14 protein-coding genes are annotated in these 18,594 nt (G+C 62.5%); 1 reads left to right on the top strand and 13 read right to left on the bottom strand.

From position 1 onward, the window contains the following. From glmM to AB4X18_RS15580, 8 genes are all read right to left on the bottom strand, one after another. The gene (glmM, locus tag AB4X18_RS15615) at positions 1-1,347 is read right to left on the bottom strand and encodes a phosphoglucosamine mutase (protein WP_370400960.1); all 1,347 of its coding nucleotides are present in this window, start codon (positions 1,345-1,347) and stop codon (positions 1-3) included. Continuing rightward, positions 1,344-2,369 (bottom strand): dihydropteroate synthase, encoded by a 1,026-nt coding sequence (gene folP / locus AB4X18_RS15610; RefSeq protein WP_370400959.1) that lies wholly within the window; start codon positions 2,367-2,369, stop codon positions 1,344-1,346. The genes glmM and folP overlap by 4 nt, the downstream gene beginning before the upstream one ends. Further along, on the bottom strand, positions 2,366-3,289 hold the full coding sequence (locus AB4X18_RS15605) for a dihydroneopterin aldolase (RefSeq protein WP_432816776.1): 924 nt from the start codon (positions 3,287-3,289) through the stop codon (positions 2,366-2,368). Before AB4X18_RS15605 ends, folP begins: the two co-directional genes overlap by 4 nt. A 103-nt stretch (positions 3,290-3,392) precedes the next feature. Continuing rightward, the gene (locus AB4X18_RS15600; RefSeq protein WP_432816775.1) at positions 3,393-4,037 is read right to left on the bottom strand and encodes a cell wall hydrolase; all 645 of its coding nucleotides are present in this window, start codon (positions 4,035-4,037) and stop codon (positions 3,393-3,395) included. Between the two features lie 126 nt (positions 4,038-4,163). Continuing rightward, the gene (locus AB4X18_RS15595; RefSeq protein ID WP_370400957.1) at positions 4,164-6,731 is read right to left on the bottom strand and encodes a putative PEP-binding protein; all 2,568 of its coding nucleotides are present in this window, start codon (positions 6,729-6,731) and stop codon (positions 4,164-4,166) included. A 55-nt stretch (positions 6,732-6,786) separates the two neighbouring features. After that, entirely contained in the window at positions 6,787-8,958 is a 2,172-nt protein-coding gene (gene glyS, locus AB4X18_RS15590; protein ID WP_370400956.1) for a glycine--tRNA ligase subunit beta, read from the bottom strand. A 125-nt stretch (positions 8,959-9,083) separates the two neighbouring features. Beyond that, positions 9,084-9,599, bottom strand: coding sequence for a DUF6446 family protein (locus tag AB4X18_RS15585; RefSeq protein WP_370400955.1), 516 nt, complete (start codon positions 9,597-9,599; stop codon positions 9,084-9,086). 7 nt (positions 9,600-9,606) lie between these two features. Then, positions 9,607-10,545 (bottom strand): glycine--tRNA ligase subunit alpha, encoded by a 939-nt coding sequence (locus AB4X18_RS15580; protein WP_370400954.1) that lies wholly within the window; start codon positions 10,543-10,545, stop codon positions 9,607-9,609. A gap of 190 nt (positions 10,546-10,735) precedes the next feature. Between AB4X18_RS15580 and AB4X18_RS15575 the strand changes: the two genes are divergently transcribed. After that, complete coding sequence (locus AB4X18_RS15575) at positions 10,736-12,499, top strand: serine protease (protein ID WP_370400953.1); 1,764 nt, start codon at positions 10,736-10,738, stop codon at positions 12,497-12,499. 99 nt (positions 12,500-12,598) lie between these two features. On the opposite strand, the gene AB4X18_RS15570 is transcribed toward AB4X18_RS15575, so the two are convergent. The 5 genes from AB4X18_RS15570 to metZ all read right to left on the bottom strand — a co-directional run bounded on the left by AB4X18_RS15570 (position 12,599) and on the right by metZ (position 18,536). Further along, the gene (locus AB4X18_RS15570) at positions 12,599-14,197 is read right to left on the bottom strand and encodes a thiamine pyrophosphate-binding protein (RefSeq protein ID WP_370400952.1); all 1,599 of its coding nucleotides are present in this window, start codon (positions 14,195-14,197) and stop codon (positions 12,599-12,601) included. Further along, on the bottom strand, positions 14,197-15,645 hold the full coding sequence (locus AB4X18_RS15565) for a TrkH family potassium uptake protein (RefSeq protein ID WP_370400951.1): 1,449 nt from the start codon (positions 15,643-15,645) through the stop codon (positions 14,197-14,199). Before AB4X18_RS15565 ends, AB4X18_RS15570 begins: the two co-directional genes overlap by 1 nt. Before the next feature lie 87 nt (positions 15,646-15,732). After that, entirely contained in the window at positions 15,733-15,966 is a 234-nt protein-coding gene (locus AB4X18_RS15560) for a hypothetical protein (RefSeq protein ID WP_370400950.1), read from the bottom strand. A 179-nt stretch (positions 15,967-16,145) separates the two neighbouring features. Then, the gene (gene folE2 / locus AB4X18_RS15555; protein ID WP_432816774.1) at positions 16,146-17,240 is read right to left on the bottom strand and encodes a GTP cyclohydrolase FolE2; all 1,095 of its coding nucleotides are present in this window, start codon (positions 17,238-17,240) and stop codon (positions 16,146-16,148) included. 117 nt (positions 17,241-17,357) lie between these two features. Next, positions 17,358-18,536 (bottom strand): O-succinylhomoserine sulfhydrylase, encoded by a 1,179-nt coding sequence (metZ, locus tag AB4X18_RS15550; RefSeq protein ID WP_370400948.1) that lies wholly within the window; start codon positions 18,534-18,536, stop codon positions 17,358-17,360. Positions 18,537-18,594 lie beyond the last annotated feature (58 nt).

Here is an 18,594-nt window from a genome sequence, read left to right as displayed (position 1 = left end):
TCAGGCCCCAACGGCGCCCTCGACGCTGGCCACCACATTATCTACGCAGCGTTCCATCAAACCCGCGTCTTCGTGTTCTGCCATGACGCGCACCAGCGGTTCAGTCCCGGACTTGCGAATGAGCAAGCGCCCACCGCCTGCAAGGTCGGCTTCGGCCTGCGCAATGGCGGCCTTGACGTGGGCGTTTTCCAAGGGCGCCTGACCGGCGGCAAAGCGCACGTTTTTCAAAAGCTGCGGCACCGGGTCGAACTGGTGCAGCAGTTCGGAGGACCGTTTGCCCGCGCGCACCATTTCAGCAAGGAACTGCAGGCCCGCCATCAGGCCATCGCCGGTGGTGGCGTGATCCGTCATCACGATATGGCCCGATTGTTCACCGCCGAGATTAAAGCCTCCAGCCCGCATCCGTTCCACCACGTAACGGTCACCGACGCCGGTGCGTTCCAGCCGGACACCGCGCGCTTCCAGAAATTGTTCCAGCCCAAGGTTGCTCATCACTGTGGCGACCAGCGCGTCGCCTTTCAGGCGCTGCTCCGCTGCCCAGCGGGCGGCCATCAGGGCCATGAATTGATCCCCGTCGCCGATCTTGCCCTGCTCATCAATCAAGATCACCCGGTCGGCGTCGCCGTCCAGACAGATGCCCACATCCGCCCCGTGCGCCACGACCGCTTCGGCGGCCGTTTGCGGATGGGTCGATCCGCAGCCTTCGTTGATGTTGTGGCCATTCGGGGCCACCCCCACCGGGATCACGGTTGCGCCCAGTTCCCAAAGCGCCATGGGGGCGACGTGATAGGCCGCGCCGTTGGCGCAATCGATCACAACTTTCAACCCGTCCAGCCGCATCTGGCGCGGGAAGGAGGATTTCACCCGTTCGATGTAGCGAAAGCGGCTGTCGTCGATGCGTTTGGCACGGCCAATTTCGGTGGCGGCGGTGGGTTCGACCCCGGATGTAACCAGCCCTTCGATCTCTGCCTCGACCTGATCGGACAGCTTGTAGCCATCCGGCCCAAAGAATTTGATGCCGTTGTCATAGGCCGGGTTGTGGCTGGCGGAGATCATCACGCCAAGGTCCGCGCGCATGGACCGCGTCAAGAGGCCAACCGCAGGCGTCGGCACAGGCCCGAGCAGCAGAACATTCATCCCCGTGCTGGTCAGCCCCGCCGTCAGGGCGTTTTCGAACATGTAGCCCGACAGCCGCGTGTCCTTGCCGATCACCACCCGGTGCACGCCCGCGGCATCGCGGCGGAAATACCGCCCGACCGCCGCGCCGATGCGCAGCGCCATTTCGGCGGTCATGGGGTGGATGTTTGCCGTGCCGCGCACGCCGTCAGTTCCAAAGAGCTTTGTCATGGGTGTCTTCCTGCCATGCTTGCCTGCCAGAGTGCAATCGCTTGCCGCGTTTCGGCGACATCATGCACACGCAACATCTGTACCCCTTGCGCAACCCCCGCAAGGGCCACGCCCACCGACCCCGCGACCCGCTGACCGGCCTGCGCAACGCCGCTGATCGTGCCGATGAAGCGCTTGCGCGAGGCCCCCAGAAGAAGGGGCGTGTCAAGGCTGTGGAAAAGGCTCAGCCGGGCTAGAAGCGCAAGGTTATGGAACTGCGTCTTGCCGAACCCGATGCCCGGGTCGGCGATAATCCGGGCGCGCGGTATGCCTGCGGCTTCCAGCGCCGCGATGCGCCCCGCCAGAAAGTCATACACGTCCAGCACGACGTCATCATAGGTCGGGTTTTGCTGCATCGTCGCCGGATCGCCCAACGCGTGCATGACGCAAACCGGCACTTCGGCCTTGGCAACCACCTCCACCATGTGGGGGTCATGGGTCAGTCCCGACACGTCGTTGACCATCCCGGCCCCCGCTGCCAGCGCCGCAACCGCCACCGCCGCCTTGCGCGTATCCACGGATATCAGCCCTTCATATCCCGCCGCACGGAGGCCTTCGATCACCGGAACGACCCGCGCGACTTCTTCGCACGCAGGGACCGTTTCGGCACCCGGCCGGGTGGATTCCCCGCCCACATCCAACAGGTCCGCCCCCGCTTCGGCCATCGCAAGACCCGCAGCCACGGCATCCGCTGCCGCCCTGTGCCGCCCGCCATCGGAAAAGCTGTCCGGCGTGGCGTTGAGAATGCCCATGATGCGCGGACGGTCCATGGACAGCCCCGCGATATCCGCGCGCGGGCCGGTCAGGCAGCTGCGTTCGGGGGCCGCCAGATCGGTGACGGGGACAATATCGGGGGGACCATCGCGGAGCATGATCTCCGCATGGGTGAACCAGCCGCTTGTCTGTGCCAAGGAAAGCGCACCGTCGGGGCGTGCCGGGCCATGCTGCACAAGCGGGCGGACATAGCGGTGCGGCGCCTTCACAACTTGGCTTGCCCTGCCGGGATGACCCGCAGGGGAACGGGCGCGTCGTGGGGTGGCTCTGCCCCAATCACCAACATCTCGCGGGCTTCGAAGGTGGCCGCGAACCACGCCGCAAGCGCGACCGCATCGCGCGGTTGCGCCGATGGCGTTTCCACCGAATCCAACACGATCTTTGAAGGTGCCCAGACGCAGGTCTGGCCATTCTTCATGGCCCAGTCCAGTTCCGTCCGCGTCTCCACCACGACGCAGCGGTCATCACGGGCGGCCAGAACCCATGCGTTCTGTTCTATTGCCAGCAGATCAATGCGGCGCTGCGCCATGTGGTGGGGCACCTGCGGTGCAGGCACGTCAGCGGCACCCACACACAGGATCAAGGGGCGGCCCGTGGCCTCCAACTGGTCCAGCCAACCCGGCAGATGGGCAGACGCGATGGCGCTTTGCCCCAGAAACACCAGTGCGGGCTGGGGTGTATCGCTTGTCGCTGCGGCCGGCGTGTTGTGCGCATCATGGGCGCGCACGATCTCCACGCCCAGCGCGCCCGGTCCGCGATCCAGCTTTTCGATGCGCACGAAGGCCTTCATCGCTTGTGGTTCCAGCAGGATGCGATCCGCGACGCGTTCGGCCAGTGTTTCCAGCAGGTTCAACCGTTCATCCGCCAATTCGGCGGCAATGGCTTCGGTCACGCGGTCATAGGACAGGATGCGGTCGACGTCGTCGTCGATCGGGCCGGTCAGTGGCTGCACCTCGACCACGACATTGAAGCAGATCCGCTGGGTGACGCCGCGTTCGGCCTGAAACGCGCCAATCTCGACCTCCACGATATGATCCCGCAGGGAAATGCGGTCAAGCGGCGTATCGCCCGCCATGGCCGCCGCCCGTTCGGAAGGGTGGGCAAAGGCGAGACGGGTTTCATCTGTCATGGCGTGGGTCTTTCTGCACGGTTCGGACGCGAGTTTACGCGGTCCAGCCTGCCTTAACAGGCTGCAAAACGGCAGACCAGTGTCGCCCTGCGGCGCGGCGCGCCTAGTTGGACGCCGTGCGCCACGTGTGGCGGTAGAAAAGATGCACCCCGATGCGTGCGGTCTTGGTATACACACGCGACCAGCGCGGACGCACTGCAGTTGTGTGATAGTGGGTCGCCCCATCGGTCAGCGCGGGGGCCTTGCCGGCCATGACGGCACGCGCCACCTTGCCCACACGGGTGAAAGCACCGGGTTCCGCGATGACTTCCTTGTAGCCATCGCAGGTGTAGGTGAACTGGCACTGGTATTTCTTGCCGGTGCCCTGATGGATGACACCGCACAGCGACGATGGGAAGCGCCCGCTTTTCACGCGGTTCATGATCACCTCGGCCACGGCGAACTGGCCCTTGACCGTCTCGCCCCGCGCCTCGAAATACAGCGCTTCGGCCAGACAACGCCATTGATCACCGCCTTGCGCACGCGGTTGTGCGTCCAGCCACGCCCGGGAGAATTGAACCCCAGCGGTCGATGCGGTGCGCGGTGCCGTCATAAGGTCACCCAGCCGTTTCGATCCAACCGAGTTTATCCCCTGTGTTTCGATCCGGGCCAGTTCCTCTGCCTTGTCGGAAGAGGCGGCTGCGAAGCCGGATGAAAATGAAAACACAGCCAAAGCGGCCGCAAAAACGGCAGATGTTGCAAAACGCATGAATAGCCCCAGAGCAGTTCCAGACAGCCTCACCGCCTAGCCAGATTGGCCGGAAACTGCAACCCGACGCCCGGATTTACGCTTTGCCGCGGATTTCAGCCAAATTTGTCACGTAATAACAAGGGGTCACATCCCCACCTTGTCCTTGATCGCCAATTGGGCCGCCGCCAGCCTTGCTACCGGGACGCGAAAAGGAGAGCAGGAAACGTAGTCAAAACCCACTTCGCGGCAGAATGCGATTGATTCGGGATTGCCGCCATGTTCCCCGCAGACCGACAAAGTCACGTTGGGCTGGGCCATTCTTCCGCGTGTCGCGCCCAGCTTTACCAACTCCCCCACACCTTCTGTATCCATCACGTGAAACGGGTCTTCGGCAAAGACGCCGCGCTGCACGTAGGCGGACATGAAACGGCCCGCGTCATCGCGCGACAGGCCATAGGTCATCTGCGTCAGATCGTTGGTGCCAAAGCTCAGAAAGGCGCAATAAGGGGCGATTTCGGCCGCGCGCAGGGCGGCGCGCGGGGTTTCCACCATCACGCCCAGCCGGAAGGAGAAATCCACACCGGTTTCATTGCGCACCGCGTTTGCGACCGCATCGACCGCGACCTTGACCAGTTCCACTTCGCGGCGGGTGCTGACCAGCGGGATCATCACTTCGGGCACCACCGGCGCGCCATCGCGGCTGACCTCCACGGTCGCCTCGAAGATCGCGCGGGCCTGCATGTCGTAGATCTCCGGCACGGTGACACCCAGACGCACACCGCGCATCCCCAACATGGGGTTGTATTCGCTCAGTTCCTCGATCCGCCGGGTGATGGCGGAAAGCGGCAGATCCAGCGCCTCGGCCAGTTCGCGCTGGCCGACCCTGTCATTGGGCAGGAATTCATGCAGCGGCGGATCGAAAAGCCGGATGCTGACCGGTTTGCCCTGCATGATGCGGAACAACTGCTTGAAATCGTCCCGCTGCATCGGCAGCAGACGTTCCAGCACGGCACGGCGATCCTCGCCGGAGGCGGCAAAGATCATCTCTCGCATGACAGTCATGCGGCCGGGCTCAAAGAACATGTGCTCGGTCCGGCACAACCCGATGCCCTGTGCGTTGAAATTATGCGCGGTCTGGGCGTCGGCGGGGGTGTCGGCATTGGCGCGGATGCCGATGTCGGCGGCGTCTTCGGCCCAGCCCATCAACCGTTGAAAGGTGTCATCCAGTGCTGCCTCTCGCATGGCGGGGGCGCCCGCCAGCACATCGCCGCTGGTGCCGTCGATCGTGATCTCGTCGCCTGCGCCGAATACGCGGCCGTCGGTGGCGGTGATGGTCCGTTTGCGCAGGTTGAATCGCAGGTTCGACGCGCCCACCACGCAAGGCAGCCCCATGCCCCGCCCGATGACCGCAGCGTGGCTGGTGATGCCGCCGCGTTCGGTCAGAACCGCATGGGCGGCCTGCATGCCGCGAATGTCTTCGGGGCTGGTTTCCCGGCGCACCAGGATGCAGGGTTCATTGCGCGAGGCACAGGCCTGCGCATCGGCAGCATTGAAGACGATCCGCCCGGTTGCGGCACCGGGGCTTGCGGCAATCCCGCCCCCGATGACGTCGCGCTTGGCCCCCGGTGCCACCTGGCGGTGCAAAAGCTCGCTCAGGGTGCGCGGCTCCACCCGCATCAGGGCTTCTTCGCGGGGGATGATCCCGTCATCGGCGAGTGCCACCGCGATGCGCACCGCCGCCTGCGACGACCGCGCAACACGCACACCATCCAGAATGTGCAGCGTGCCGTCTTCCAGCACGAACTCCACCTGCATTTCGGCGCGCAGCTTGGTGCGCATCAATTGGGCATGGGCGATCAGCTGTTCGAAAACCTCGGGTTCGATATCCTGCAGGGACGGGCCGCGCTTGTCGTTGGTCAGATACATCGCTGCATCCCCCTTGAGCGCTTCGCGTCCCTGGCTTTGGCTTTTGTAGCGCCCGGTGATCTGCGGCAGCCCGGTGTCGCTGCTGACCAGTTGCAAAACGCCAGACCCGCAGGTGCCGTGACCCACGCCGAATGCCATCTGCTGCACCACAAGGCCCAGACCCGCATCGGCAGGCGCGCCCTTGGCCTGTCGCAACAGCCGGGCGGAGGTGCCATTCCAGGCCCGCGACATGGACCGCAGCACCGCCGACAATTGTGCCGCACGGTCCTGGGGAAAGGCTTCTTCCGTCTCCGCCTCGTAGGCGTGCAGCGACTGGCCCAGCGCGCTGCGCCCATTGCCCGTGACATCATCGAAGATGTCCGGGTCCAGTCGCGCCACATGAACCGCGTAGGATTGCACGAAGCGGGTATAAAGCGCGGCGGCGGCTTCCTCTCCCATCGTTTTGCACAGGGCTTCGAAGCGGTGATCGTTGATGCCGATGTTCATCACCGCGCCCGGTCCGCCCCAATCGGGGTCCTCGCTGGAGGGGCGCACACACATCAGCGCGTCTTCGGGAAATTGTGCCACGACCTTTTCCACATCCGGCAGATGCCCCTCCCCGATCTTGTTGACCGCATCAAAAGACAACGCGACAGTGCGCGGCACCGGCAGGTCCAGCCGGGTCAGCCGCTGCAGGCACTTGGCGCGCCCGCCGTGGGTGTTGTTCGCAATGGGCGCGGTGGGGGTCACCAGCGTGGTATGTGGATTATTCTGCACTGCAGCACCTTTCACGTGTCGGTGCAGCATAGGGGGTCAATTTGATCTGACAAGTGCCGGGATGGGGCGATTTTGAGGCGGCACCCTACCCTTCGATTTTCGTCAGATCGGCCACGCTGGTGCAGATGCTCCGGATGCGGCTGAGCAGGTTGAGACGGTTGCGGCGCACGGTCTGGTTGTCGCTGTTGACCTGCACGGCGTCAAAGAAGGCGTCAATGGGCGCGCGCAGGGCGGCCATAGCGGTCATGGCGGTGGTGAAATCCTGTTTGTCCATCGCGGGGGTGATGGTTTTCTCCGCCTCATCAAGGGCTTTGAAAAGGGCCCTTTCTTCGTCGGTTTCAGCGAATTTCACGTCCGCGCCGTAGGAGTATTCGACGCCGTCCTTGGCTTCTTCCGCCGTCAGGATGTTGTTGGCGCGTTTGAAGCCCTGGATGAGGTTTTCGCCGTCGTCGGTGGCGAGGGTCTTGCTAAGGGCTTTGGCGCGTGTGACGAGGAGGGTGAGGTCATCGTTTTGGGGCATGGCGATGCAGGCATCGATGATGTCGTGGCGGATGTTTTGGTCGCGCAGGTAGGTTTTCAGGCGGTCGTGGAGGAACCGAACCAAGTCAGAGACGACTGCTGTTTTTACATCATACACCACTTCGCTTCCGTCAATTTCGATCAAAGCATCGAATTTTGCATCGCCTATTGCATTCCTCGCCGCGCTTTCGAGCCATTCGGATGGTTGAGGACCAAACCCTAAAACGAGTGTATCGCAAAGCGGTAGCGACACCTTATTTTCCACCAGAATCCGGATAACCCCCAGTGCTGCACGACGCAGGGCAAAAGGGTCTTTGCTGCCGGTGGGTTTTTCATCGATGGCCCAGAAGCCAGTGAGTTTGTCGATCTTCTCAGCCAGCGCCACGGCCACGGATAACGGCGCCGTAGGCACATCATCGGACGGCCCCAACGGCGCGTAGTGCTCTTTGGCGGCGGCAGCGACGGCATCGCTGTGGCCAGCTGCTTTCGCGTAGTAGCTGCCCATCAGGCCTTGAAGTTCGGGGAACTCGTAGACCATTTCGGAGGACAGATCAGCCTTGGCGAGCTTTGCCGCCTGCTCTGCCTCATCCGGATCGGCCCCGACAATGGGGGCCAATTCGCGGGCCAGTACGGCCATGCGGTCGATCAATTCGGCCTGCGTGCCCAACTTGTTGTGGAAGGTCACGTTCCCCAGGTTTTCGACCCACGCGGCCATGCCTTCGGCGGATGTGGCAACACGCAGATCGTTCTCCCAGAAGAACTTCGCATCGGCCAGACGGGCCGACAGGACCTTTTCGTTGCCCGCAAGGATCGTCGCGCCGTCGTCCGCGGTGGTGCGGTTGGCGACGGTGATGAACTTCTCGATGCGACCCGATTTGGGATTGCGCACAGAGAAGAACTTCTGGTGCTCCTTCATGGAGGTCTGCAGCACCTCTGGCGGCAGTTCGAGAAAGTCATCCGCAATCGTGCCCATCAGCACGACGGGCCATTCGACGAGGCCCGAGACTTCGGCCAGCAGGCCTGCGTCTTCGACCACTTCAAGGCCCGCGGCGAAGGCCATGTTGGTGGCGTCGTTCCAGATGGTTTCGGCCCGGTCTTCGGGGTTCAGAACGACAAAGGCGCGTTTGAGTTTCGCTTCATAGTCTTCAAAACCGGAGACGGTGATCGCCTCGGGCGCCAGGAACCGGTGGCCGTATGTGGTGTTGCCGGATGTGATACCGTCGACATCGAGCGGGACGGATTCCGCGCCGTCTTCGGTTGTGATCAGGCAAAGGATCGACTGCAGCGGGCGCACCCATTTCAGGCTGCCCGCGCCCCAGCGCATGGATTTGGGCCAGGGGAAGGTGCGAATGGTCTGTTCCAGCACCTCGGCCACGATGTCGGCAGCGGGACGGCCGGGTTTGTGGATCTGCGCGAACAGGATCTTGCCCTTCGGCGTGTCGCGTTCTTCCAACTGGTCGCGGGTCAGGCCTGCTCCGCGCAGGAAGCCTTCGATGGCTTTTTCGGGCGCATCGGCCTTGGGGCCCTTGCGTTCTTCGGTCACAGCGGGGCTTGCGGCGAGCATGCCTTCGATGGCCAGCGTCAACCGGCGTGGGGTCGAAAAGGCTCCGGCGTGGGCATAGGTCAGACCGGCCTCCACCAGACCGTCCGTCACCATCTTTTGCAGGTCCGCCGCCGCACGGCGTTGCATCCGGGCGGGGATTTCTTCGGAAAAGAGTTCGATCAACAGGTCGGGCACGGGGCATTCCTTGGGGTTGTGGTGCGTCCGGGATAGTCGGCGCGGCGGTCGGGGTCTAGGGGCGGTCTATACGGGAGGCCTCCGGCGGGGTTTTTTGAACCATTTGGAAGACCATGGAGGGGTTTTCAGTTTGTGGGCAATGGGGGGCATTCTTCGCCGACGATGGTGCCGTCATAGGCCTTTTCGCCGCAGTCGTTGAGTTCGTGCCAGACGTAGCCGCGGCCGTCTTCGGTGATGGCGACGATGCGGTCGACGCCGAAGTGGACGTTTTTGCCCCCCAGAAAGGTGAGCGCGGTGCCTGCGTCGATTTCCGCAGCGATGGCACTGGCGTCAAAGCAGTCGAACCAACCCGGCGCGTTGCGGGGGTCGGATGCGTCGGCCATGACGTAGGTTTCGGTGAGCATGGGCAAGCTGAGGTCGGTGGTGAAGCAGGCACGGAAGCGGATGGGGGAACTGTCCGCGTCGATGGCCTGCAGGGCGGTGGTGGCGATCTTCTCCGGTTGATCGTCGGTAAGGGAGACCAGCGTGATCGGTTCTTCGGTCACCTCACGGTAGAAGCCGTAGATTTGCAGGTAGTAGAGGCCTGCGCCTGCGATCACAGCCGACAGCATGATGATGATCCCTATGATTTTGCCGTTCATGGGTGGGTTACGCCGCGTCTTCGGACCAGCCGCCCGCGCGGGTCTGCACGAAGGCGTCCGCGCACATCTTGGCCAGTGCACGCACCCGGCCGATGTAGGCCTGGCGTTCGGTCACGGAAATCACGCCGCGCGCGTCCAGCAGGTTGAACATGTGGCTAGCTTTGATGCACTGGTCGTAGGCCGGGTGGGCCATGACGATGCGCTTGCCGGTTTTGGGGTCCTTGTAGGGGCGATCGAGGATGGCTTTGCAATGGGCTTCGGCCTCTTCGAACTGGCGCAGCAGAACGTCGGTATTGGCGGTGTCGAAGTTCCAGCGGGCGTATTCTTCTTCGGTTTGTTTGAAGACGTCGCCGTAGGTCAGCGGGATCGGTGCATCGGGATCGTTGAAGGGCATGTCCATCACGTGATCCACGCCGAGGACGTACATGGCGAGGCGTTCGAGGCCGTAGGTGAGTTCGCCCGAGACGGGGATGCAGTCGTGGCCGCCGACTTGTTGGAAATACGTGAACTGGCTGACTTCCATGCCGTCGCACCAGACTTCCCAACCAAGGCCCCATGCGCCCAGCGTCGGGCTTTCCCAGTCGTCTTCGACAAAGCGGATGTCGTGCAGGTCCATGTCGATGCCGATGGCTTGCAGGGAACCAAGGTAGAGGTCTTGCAGGTCCGGCGGGCTGGGTTTGATCAGCACCTGGTATTGGTAGTAGTGCTGCAAACGGTTGGGGTTTTCGCCATAGCGGCCATCGGTGGGGCGGCGGGACGGCTGGACATAGGCCGCAGCCCAAGGCTGTGTGCCCAGAGAGCGCAGGGTGGTCGCGGGGTGGAAGGTCCCTGCCCCCACTTCCATGTCATAGGGTTGCAGCACCGCGCAGCCCTGCGCGGCCCAGTAGTTCTGGAGGGCGAGGATGATGGCCTGAAAAGACCGGGGCGTGGACGTGGTTTCGGACATCGGACATACCTTTGACTGCGCGCGCCTTTCCTACGGGTGTGGCGTGCTTGGGTCAATTGCAGGTTTGTGACCATTTCGGGGCCGAATCCCATGGCCATCGCACCGCTTTCCTGATTATCTGCGGCGGATTTTACGTCACGAGAGTTTCCGCCCGATGCATCGCCTGATTTTCGCTTTTTTTATTGGCTTCATGATCCTTTCCGCCCCGATGGTCCTTCCCTCCGCCACGCAGGCCCAGAGCGAGGAGGTCGTCTGGGTCCAGATCGAAGCGCAACCGTCGCTGGCAGCGGCGACCGACCGGGCGCGCGCCTATGCCACACTGCTGGAAGACGTAAACGGGTTTTCGCTGGGCGGCGGCTGGTACGCGATTACCGTGGGACCATACACACGGGCGGACGCCCAGCAGGTGCTGCGCACCTATGTGCGCGAAGGACTGGTGCCGGGCGACAGCTTCATCCAGTTCTCGCGGCGTCTGGAGCAGCAGTTCTGGCCGATTGGGGCCAATATCCTGAACCGGGGCGCAATCGCCCTGCCCGAAACGGTAACCCCTGCCCCGCAGGTTGATGACACCCCCGTTCAACCAGCCCCCACAGAAGTGGCCCCCGTTGCAGAGGCACCGACACCCGAACCCGCCGATGAAACCCCGTCAGAAGCACGCCGCAGCGAGCGGACATTGACCGGGGAAGACCGGCGCGCCTTGCAGATCGCGCTGCAATGGGCAGGGTTTTACAACGCTGCGATTGATGGCGCTTTCGGGCGTGGCACCCGCAATTCGATGGCCGCGTGGCAGGAAGCCAACGGATATGAGGTCACGGGGGTTCTGACGACGCTGCAGCGGGCCGCATTGCTCAAACAGTACAACGCTGTGCTGGATGGATTGGGCCTGCAATTGGTCCGGGACGAAGCCGCGGGGATCGAGATGATCCTGCCGACCGCTGAAGTGGGTTTCGTGAAGTACGAGCCACCTTTCGCACAGTACAACACCACGGGCGACATCGGCGCGCGGGTCTTGCTGATCTCCCAGGCCGGGGATCAGGACACGCTGTTCGGGCTTTACGACATCATGCAGACGCTGGAAATCGTGCCGCTGGATGGGCCGCGCCAGCGCAACAACACGTCGTTTGAATTGATCGGTGAAAACGGCAAAATCATCAGCCAGACCCAGGTGTCGCTGGAAGGGGGGCAGATCAAGGGGTTCACGCTGATCTGGCCTGCGGGGGACGAAGAACGCCGCCGCCGGGTGATTGCGGAAATGTCCAAAAGCTTTACCCGCTTGCCCGGCGTGCTGGATGCGGCGGCGGGCGATACAGAAACGCAGTCGATCGACCTGGTGGCGGGCTTGCAAATCCGCCGCCCGAAGATCGCGCGCTCGGGCTTTTTCATCGACCGCTCAGGCGTGGTGGCGACCACGGCAGAGGCGGTCAACAGTTGCGACCGGGTGACCGTGGACGGGGATACCGAAGTGGAGGTGCTGGCAGCGGACGCGGGCAAGGGAATCGCGATCCTCAGGCCACGCAGCCCGCTGGCGCCGCTTGACGTCGCGCGCTTTGCGCTGGGGACGCCGCGTTTGCAGTCGGAGGTTTCGGTCGCGGGCTTTTCCTATGAGGGCGTGCTGAGCGCGGCCACCCTGACCTTCGGGACGCTGGCCGATGTGCGCGGGTTGCAGGGCGAGGAAGAGGTCAACCGTCTTGCGCTAAGCGCCCAACCGGGGGATGCGGGCGGACCCGTGTTCGATGCCAGCGGCAACGTCATGGGCATGCTGCTGTCGCCGCGTGCGGACGGGCCACAACTGCCCCGCGATGTCAGCTTTGCGCTGGACAGCGCCACGATCGCAGATGTGGCAACACAGGCCGGGATCACCCTGGCGGCGGCAGACAGCACCGGCACCATTGCGCCGCGTGATCTGACGCGGGCGGCGCAGGGGATGACGGTGCTGGTCAGTTGTTGGGAGTGAGCGCGTTGCGGAAATTTTGAAAATTTCCGTCCGTTTCTTCGGGAAAATGCCCCACCGGGGCATTCTCTTTTCTTTGAAACTCTTTGAAAGAAATTGACGCTAGGCGGTGAGGTTTGGCGTGATGTAGATCAGCGTGGGGCGATCCGCCTTGAACGCTGTTTTGACGTCTTCCTGCATCTGGGCAATTGTCCCCGGCGCGGTGGCACGTGCCCCAAAGGCTTCGGCCAGTTTCACGAAATCCGGGTTGCGGGCAATGACGGCATTCGGCGCGATCTGGGCGCGGGTCATGCTGTCCTCGATCTCTTTCAGCTTGCCGTTGTCCCACAGGATGATGGGGATCGGCAGGCCCAGCTCCACCGCCACACCCAACTCTGCCATGGTGTAGTGAAAGCCATAATCCCCGATGATCGCCATTGTCGGCTGACCGGGGCGCGCGACGGCACCGCCGATGGCGGCGGGTGTGGCGTAGCCCAGCGTGCCGAAACCGTAGGGGTGGTGCCAGTGGCCGGGGTGGTCCATGTCCCAGACCTCTTTGGCGACATAGGCGAATTGGGTCATGTCGGAGTAGATCATGGTGTCGGATGGGACGGCGGCGCGCAGGGCGTCGCAGAGGGGGACGATGCCGGGGCGTTCGGCGTCTGTCTCAGTGCGCCAGCGGGCGCGGGTTGTGGTGATCTGGTCCACGGTCCACGCGAAAGCGCCGGGCATGTCCCGCTCCTCTTTCAGCACACGAAAGACGGTATGGGCCGCAGCCTTGAAGCGATGCGTATTGCCGGCGCTGCCCGACAGAGCTTCTGGGTCGATATCGATCCGCACCAGTTTCGCCGCCTGTCCAAGCTGGTCGCGCCACAAATCGACCTCTGCCAGTTCGGTGCCGACAGCGATTACAAGATCAGCCTGGGCAAAGATCGTGGCACTGTCTGGCCGGGCCAGGTAGCTGCCGAACAGCCAAGGATAGCCTGGTGGTACGACCCCCCGCCCCGCATAGGTCGTGAACACGGGCACCGGGCAGATTTCAAGAAACGCACGAATGTCCGGTGCAGCGTCTCGCGCGCCGCCCCCGAAGACGAACAAGGGGCGTTTTGCGCGCCGGATCATATGCGAAATTACCGGTGCGAGCATCGCATCGATCTGTTCGACACCATCGCTGAGCCCCATGTCAGACCTGTTTTGCGGCGCAGCCGGTGCTTGCAATTGCGCAATCGGCACCTGGATGTGCTTGGGCCGCGCGCGCAGGGTGTGAAACTCCATGAAGGCGCGGTTGATGAGAGTATAGGCCGCCTCCGGCGTGCGCGCCTCCTCAGACCAATCACACACCGTCTCCGCCGCCGCCTGCTGGTCCTTCATCTGGTGCAATTGCCCGCGTGTCGCCGCCGTCTCATCCAGACACGAGGAAATCACCAGCATCGGCACGCTATCCGAATACGCCTGCCCCATCGGCGTCATGATGTTGCATAGCCCCGGCCCGGTGATCACGTAAGCCACGCCGACCTTGCCCGACGCCCGCGCGTAACCATCCGCCATAAACCCCGCACCCTGTTCGTGGCGCGCCAGCACGTGCGTGATGCCTGCCTCCTCGATCCCGCGATACATCTCCTGATTATGCACGCCCGGAATGCCAAAGATCACATCGACCCCGCGATCCTTGAGCATGTGGGAGATTTGCGCGCCCAAGGGACGCATCTGCCGATCAGCCATCAGGCCCTCCAGAAATTCACGGTGAAGAAGACGTAGACGACCAGCAGTTCAAGCCGCCCCAGCAGCATCGCGGTAGTTAGGATCCACTTGGCCGTGTCATTCAGGCTGCCGAAGTTGCCAGCGGGCCCGATGATATCACCCAGACCGGGGCCGATGTTGGCCAGTGCAGCACCCGCGCCCGAAACCGACGTCACGAAATCCAGCCCCGTCATCGACAGCGCGACCGCCACCAGCCCCAGTGTCACCACGAAGAACATGAAGAACGACATCACCGAGCTGAGCACATCATTGCCCACGGGCCGCCCGTCATAACGCGGCGTGAAGATCCCGTGCGGCGACCGGATACGGCGCAATTGGGCGCGAATGGATGCAAACAGAAGCTGATACCGGAAAATCTTGACCGAACAGGTGGTGGACCCCGCGCAGCCGCCAATCAATCCGATGAAGAAGAACAGCGCGACCGCGAATGCCCCCCACTGCATGTAGTCCACCGATGCATACCCCGTTCCCGAGATGATCGAGGTGATGTTGAAAAGCGCCTCGCGCAGGCTGCGTTCCCAAGGGTGGGCGGAGGTATTCTGCAAAAGCACGAAGATGATCAGCACCAGCACTGCGATGGTCGCCAGAAACCCGCGGATTTGCGGATCTTTATGCAGCGCCATCGTATTGCCGTTGACTAGTTGCACATAGCGCACGAAGGGCAGCGCCGCGAGGATCATGTAAAGCGTCGCCACGTATTCCTTGGGCCCCGAAAAGGTCGCAAAGGACGCATCGTAGTTGGAAAATCCACCAGTTGAGATTGTCGTCAGCGCATGCACCGTGGCGTCAAAGGCATTCATGCCGAGCGCAAGATAGCTGAGCACACAGGTGATCGTCAGCCACAGATAGATGACGGAAATCTGGCTGGCGATCTGACCCGCGCGCGGCAGGATTTTACCAAAGGTATCAAAGCCTTCTGATTTAAATATCTGCATGCCGCCTACTTTGAGCTCCGGCAGGAACACCATCGCCACGACGATGATGCCGATGCCGCCCAGCCATTGCAGCACGCCCCGCCACAGCAGCAGGCCCTTGGGCAGATCATCCAGCCCTGACAGCACCGTGGAACCCGTTGTCGTCAGGCCCGACGTCGCCTCGAACACCGCGTCGGTAAAGCTGGACCCGGTCTCCCCCAACATGAAGGGTATGGCACCAAATACCGGCAGCAAGGCCCAGACCCCGGTTGTCAGCAGGAATGTCTGTTGGATGGTCAACCCCTCGCGCACGCCGTTGGCGCAGGCCAGCGCGATCAGGCCACCGGCCATGATGGTGATTACGGCGGATTCGGCAAATACGGGCCAATGGCCGCGCCCCTCTGCGATGTCGACCAGCAGGGGCAGGATCATCGCAACGCCCAGCACGGCCACCAGCAGGCCAATCACATATCCAACCGGGCGCAAATCAATCATGGCTCAGCGTTGGCGCGGGGGCTCGGCAGTGTCAAGCGGACACCGGCGGACCGACGTGGCCCCCCGGTGTCGTTCTAATGGATCTAGTCAGAATGTCTGGCCAAAGACGCGTTCGACGATCCTGTCGCGGTCAATGTTCAGCGCAGCCAGTTCGGCATCTGTTTTTGCCTGCAACGCCTGAACCTGCCGCAATCGGCGGTTCCCGTCGCAGTTCTCCATCAGCGCCCTTCCGAAGGCGCCAAAACCGTGGCCGAGACGGTGCAGCAGGTGCCGGGTTGTCTCAAATCCCGCGGTGCGGGTTGCAGTAGCTTGATATCCCATTGGTTTTCCTTGAGGGTCATTTGCTTTCACCCCGCTAGATAGGACCCGCCGGGCCGGATCAGTACCGCCAAATCTGCATACCCGCGACCCACCGCATGCAGACCTGAAGACCGGGTGGTAATACGACAAAGGCCGGGCATCCCTGCCCGGCCTTGCCGTTCCGAGGAGAAATGGTGCGTTCAGCCGACGTGGAACAAGGTGCTGAACAGACGCGGATCAATGCTGGCCATCTCGAAGGTCGGACCTTCGGTCAGCATGGAAATCGCATCATGGCTGTGCAGGCTTTCCTGATGGCTGGCGATCACGCGGAAATCCTTGATCCGCGCTTCGGCCTGCAACTGTTCACAGAACAGGCGTGCCGCGTCTTCGACAAAGATCGGGTTGGCGGCGTTCAACTCCGCAAAAGCCTGTTCGTCCTCGCGTTTGACCATGACCTGCGTCTCCGTCGGCACGGCCCGGCGGCAGGCTTCGATCAGGTCCTCGAACCACAGGCAGTTGTGTTTGTCGTCCATGACCGCGGAAATCCGAGCGACCGAGCGTTGCGAATGTGGTGTCGCCAACTGCCCACGGGTGGCGCGGGCGTGCTCAGAGAGTTCCAGCGAACAGGGGCAGGTGCTGGAATACACATAGTCAAGGTGGATCATGCGCTGGCGCACCCCGGCCTTTTCCACCAGTTCGAGGGCCACATCGTAATACTGGTACCCCGACAGGCCCGACCGCAGGCTTTCGATTTTCATCGGAAAGGAAAACCGCATCTGTATACGCGCATCCATGCTTTCCAGATCAGCCTTGTAGTCATCCAGCGCCGCTTCGATCACGTCAAAGCTGAACGTCCGTTCCGCATGCTTGTAAAAGCTGCGCATGATGCGGGACATGTTGATGCCCTTCTTCTCCGCCTCCAGGCTGACGGAACCGGTGATCGACGTCTCAAGGCTGAGATCGCCGTTGTCGCGGGTGTGAAAGCGGATGGGCAGGCGGAAATTCGATATCCCGACATGTTGGATCTGTGCCTTGGCCCCCCGGATCAGGCTGGAGGGACCATTTTGCAGGTCCGGCAGCGTCGCCTTGTAGGTTTCGCCCACGGCGAAATCATCCGGGTACGTCCGTTTGAAATCCGGGTATGCGGCGTCCTGCGCCAGCAATCGCGTAACGGCCGGGTCCAACCCTTCAATCTCGGCCGCCGAAGCGCCGGCGGCCCATGCCTTGAGTGTGGCGAGGGCTTGTTCGGCCTCTGACCGCTCAGGTGCTTTTTCGACAGAAGTGATTGCATTCATGGGTTTGGCCCCCTTCTCCGGTGCGCAGGGTATATTTAGGGTATGCGTCCCGGATTACCAATTAAGATATGACATACCCCAAAAGTGCCATCCTAACCCCATGCAAATGCGACACATTCAGTGTGATAATGCCTGCATGAAATCCTCTTCCAGATCACCTGCGTCTTCCAGACCGACGGAAATGCGCACCAAACCGGGTGTAATCCCCAATGCATCCTTCTGATCCTGCGGCAGCCGCTGATGGGTGGTGAAGGCAGGCGGCGTCAGGATGGTCTTGGCATCCCCCAGATTGTTGGAGATGATTGCCACCTTGCAGGCATTGAGAAAGCGATAGGCCGCCTCCTTGCCGCCCGCCACCTCAATCGCCAGCATCGTGCCGCCATCGCCCATCTGGCGCAGGGCCAGATCATGCTGCGGATGGCTGGGCAGACCGGGATAGATGACGCGGCTCAGGTTTTCATGCCCCTCCAATGCGCGCGCCAGCCGCAGCGCCGTTGCCGATTGTTCCCGCACGCGCAGGCGCATCGTCTCCAGCCCCTTCAGCATGATCCAGGCGGTGAACGGGCTCATCGACCCGCCGGTGTGCTTCATATAAGGCTCGACCGTATTGCGGATCATCTCCCGCGTCCCAAGGATCACCCCACCCAGCGCGCGGCCTTGCCCGTCGATGTGCTTGGTGGTGGAATAGATCACGATATCAGCGCCTTGCGCGACGGCGTTGGAGTAGACCGGCGTGGCAAAGACATTGTCACACACCGCCACTGCGCCCTTGGCATGGGCCAGCGCGCAAACCGCTTCGATATCAACCAGTTCCAGCGCGGGGTTGGACAGGGATTCAAAGAACACCGCGCTGGTATCCGGACGGATCGCCGCCTCCCATTGGGCCAGGTCACTGCCATCGACAAAGGTCACCTCGACCCCGAAGCGCGGCAGGATTTCCTCCGCGATATACAGGCACGACCCGAAAAGCGCGCGCGAAGACACCACGTGATCGCCCGCTTTCAACAGCGACATCAGCGCACCATTGACCGCCGCCATGCCGGACGCGGTGGCAAAAGCGTCTTCGGTGCCTTCGAGTGCGGCGATGCGGTCCTCGAACATCTTGACGGTCGGATTGCCATAGCGGGCATAGATGAATTCATCATCGCCGCAGGCTTCAAACCGGGTCTCGGCCTGTTCGGCGGTGTCATAGACAAAGCCCTGCGTCATGAAGATCGCCTCGGACACCTCGCCATATTGGCTGCGCCGGGTGCCCGCATGCACCGCGCGGGTGCCTTTTTGCCAGTCTTTGCTCATTGTTCCATTCCAACGGCCCTGCCCCCGAGCCACAAAAAAAACCCCAAACGCGGTCAAG

It is taken from the genome of Sulfitobacter rhodophyticola (genome assembly GCF_041281685.2).
GTDB lineage: Bacteria > Pseudomonadota > Alphaproteobacteria > Rhodobacterales > Rhodobacteraceae > Sulfitobacter.
This window is presented reverse-complemented; position numbering and strand designations above follow the sequence as displayed.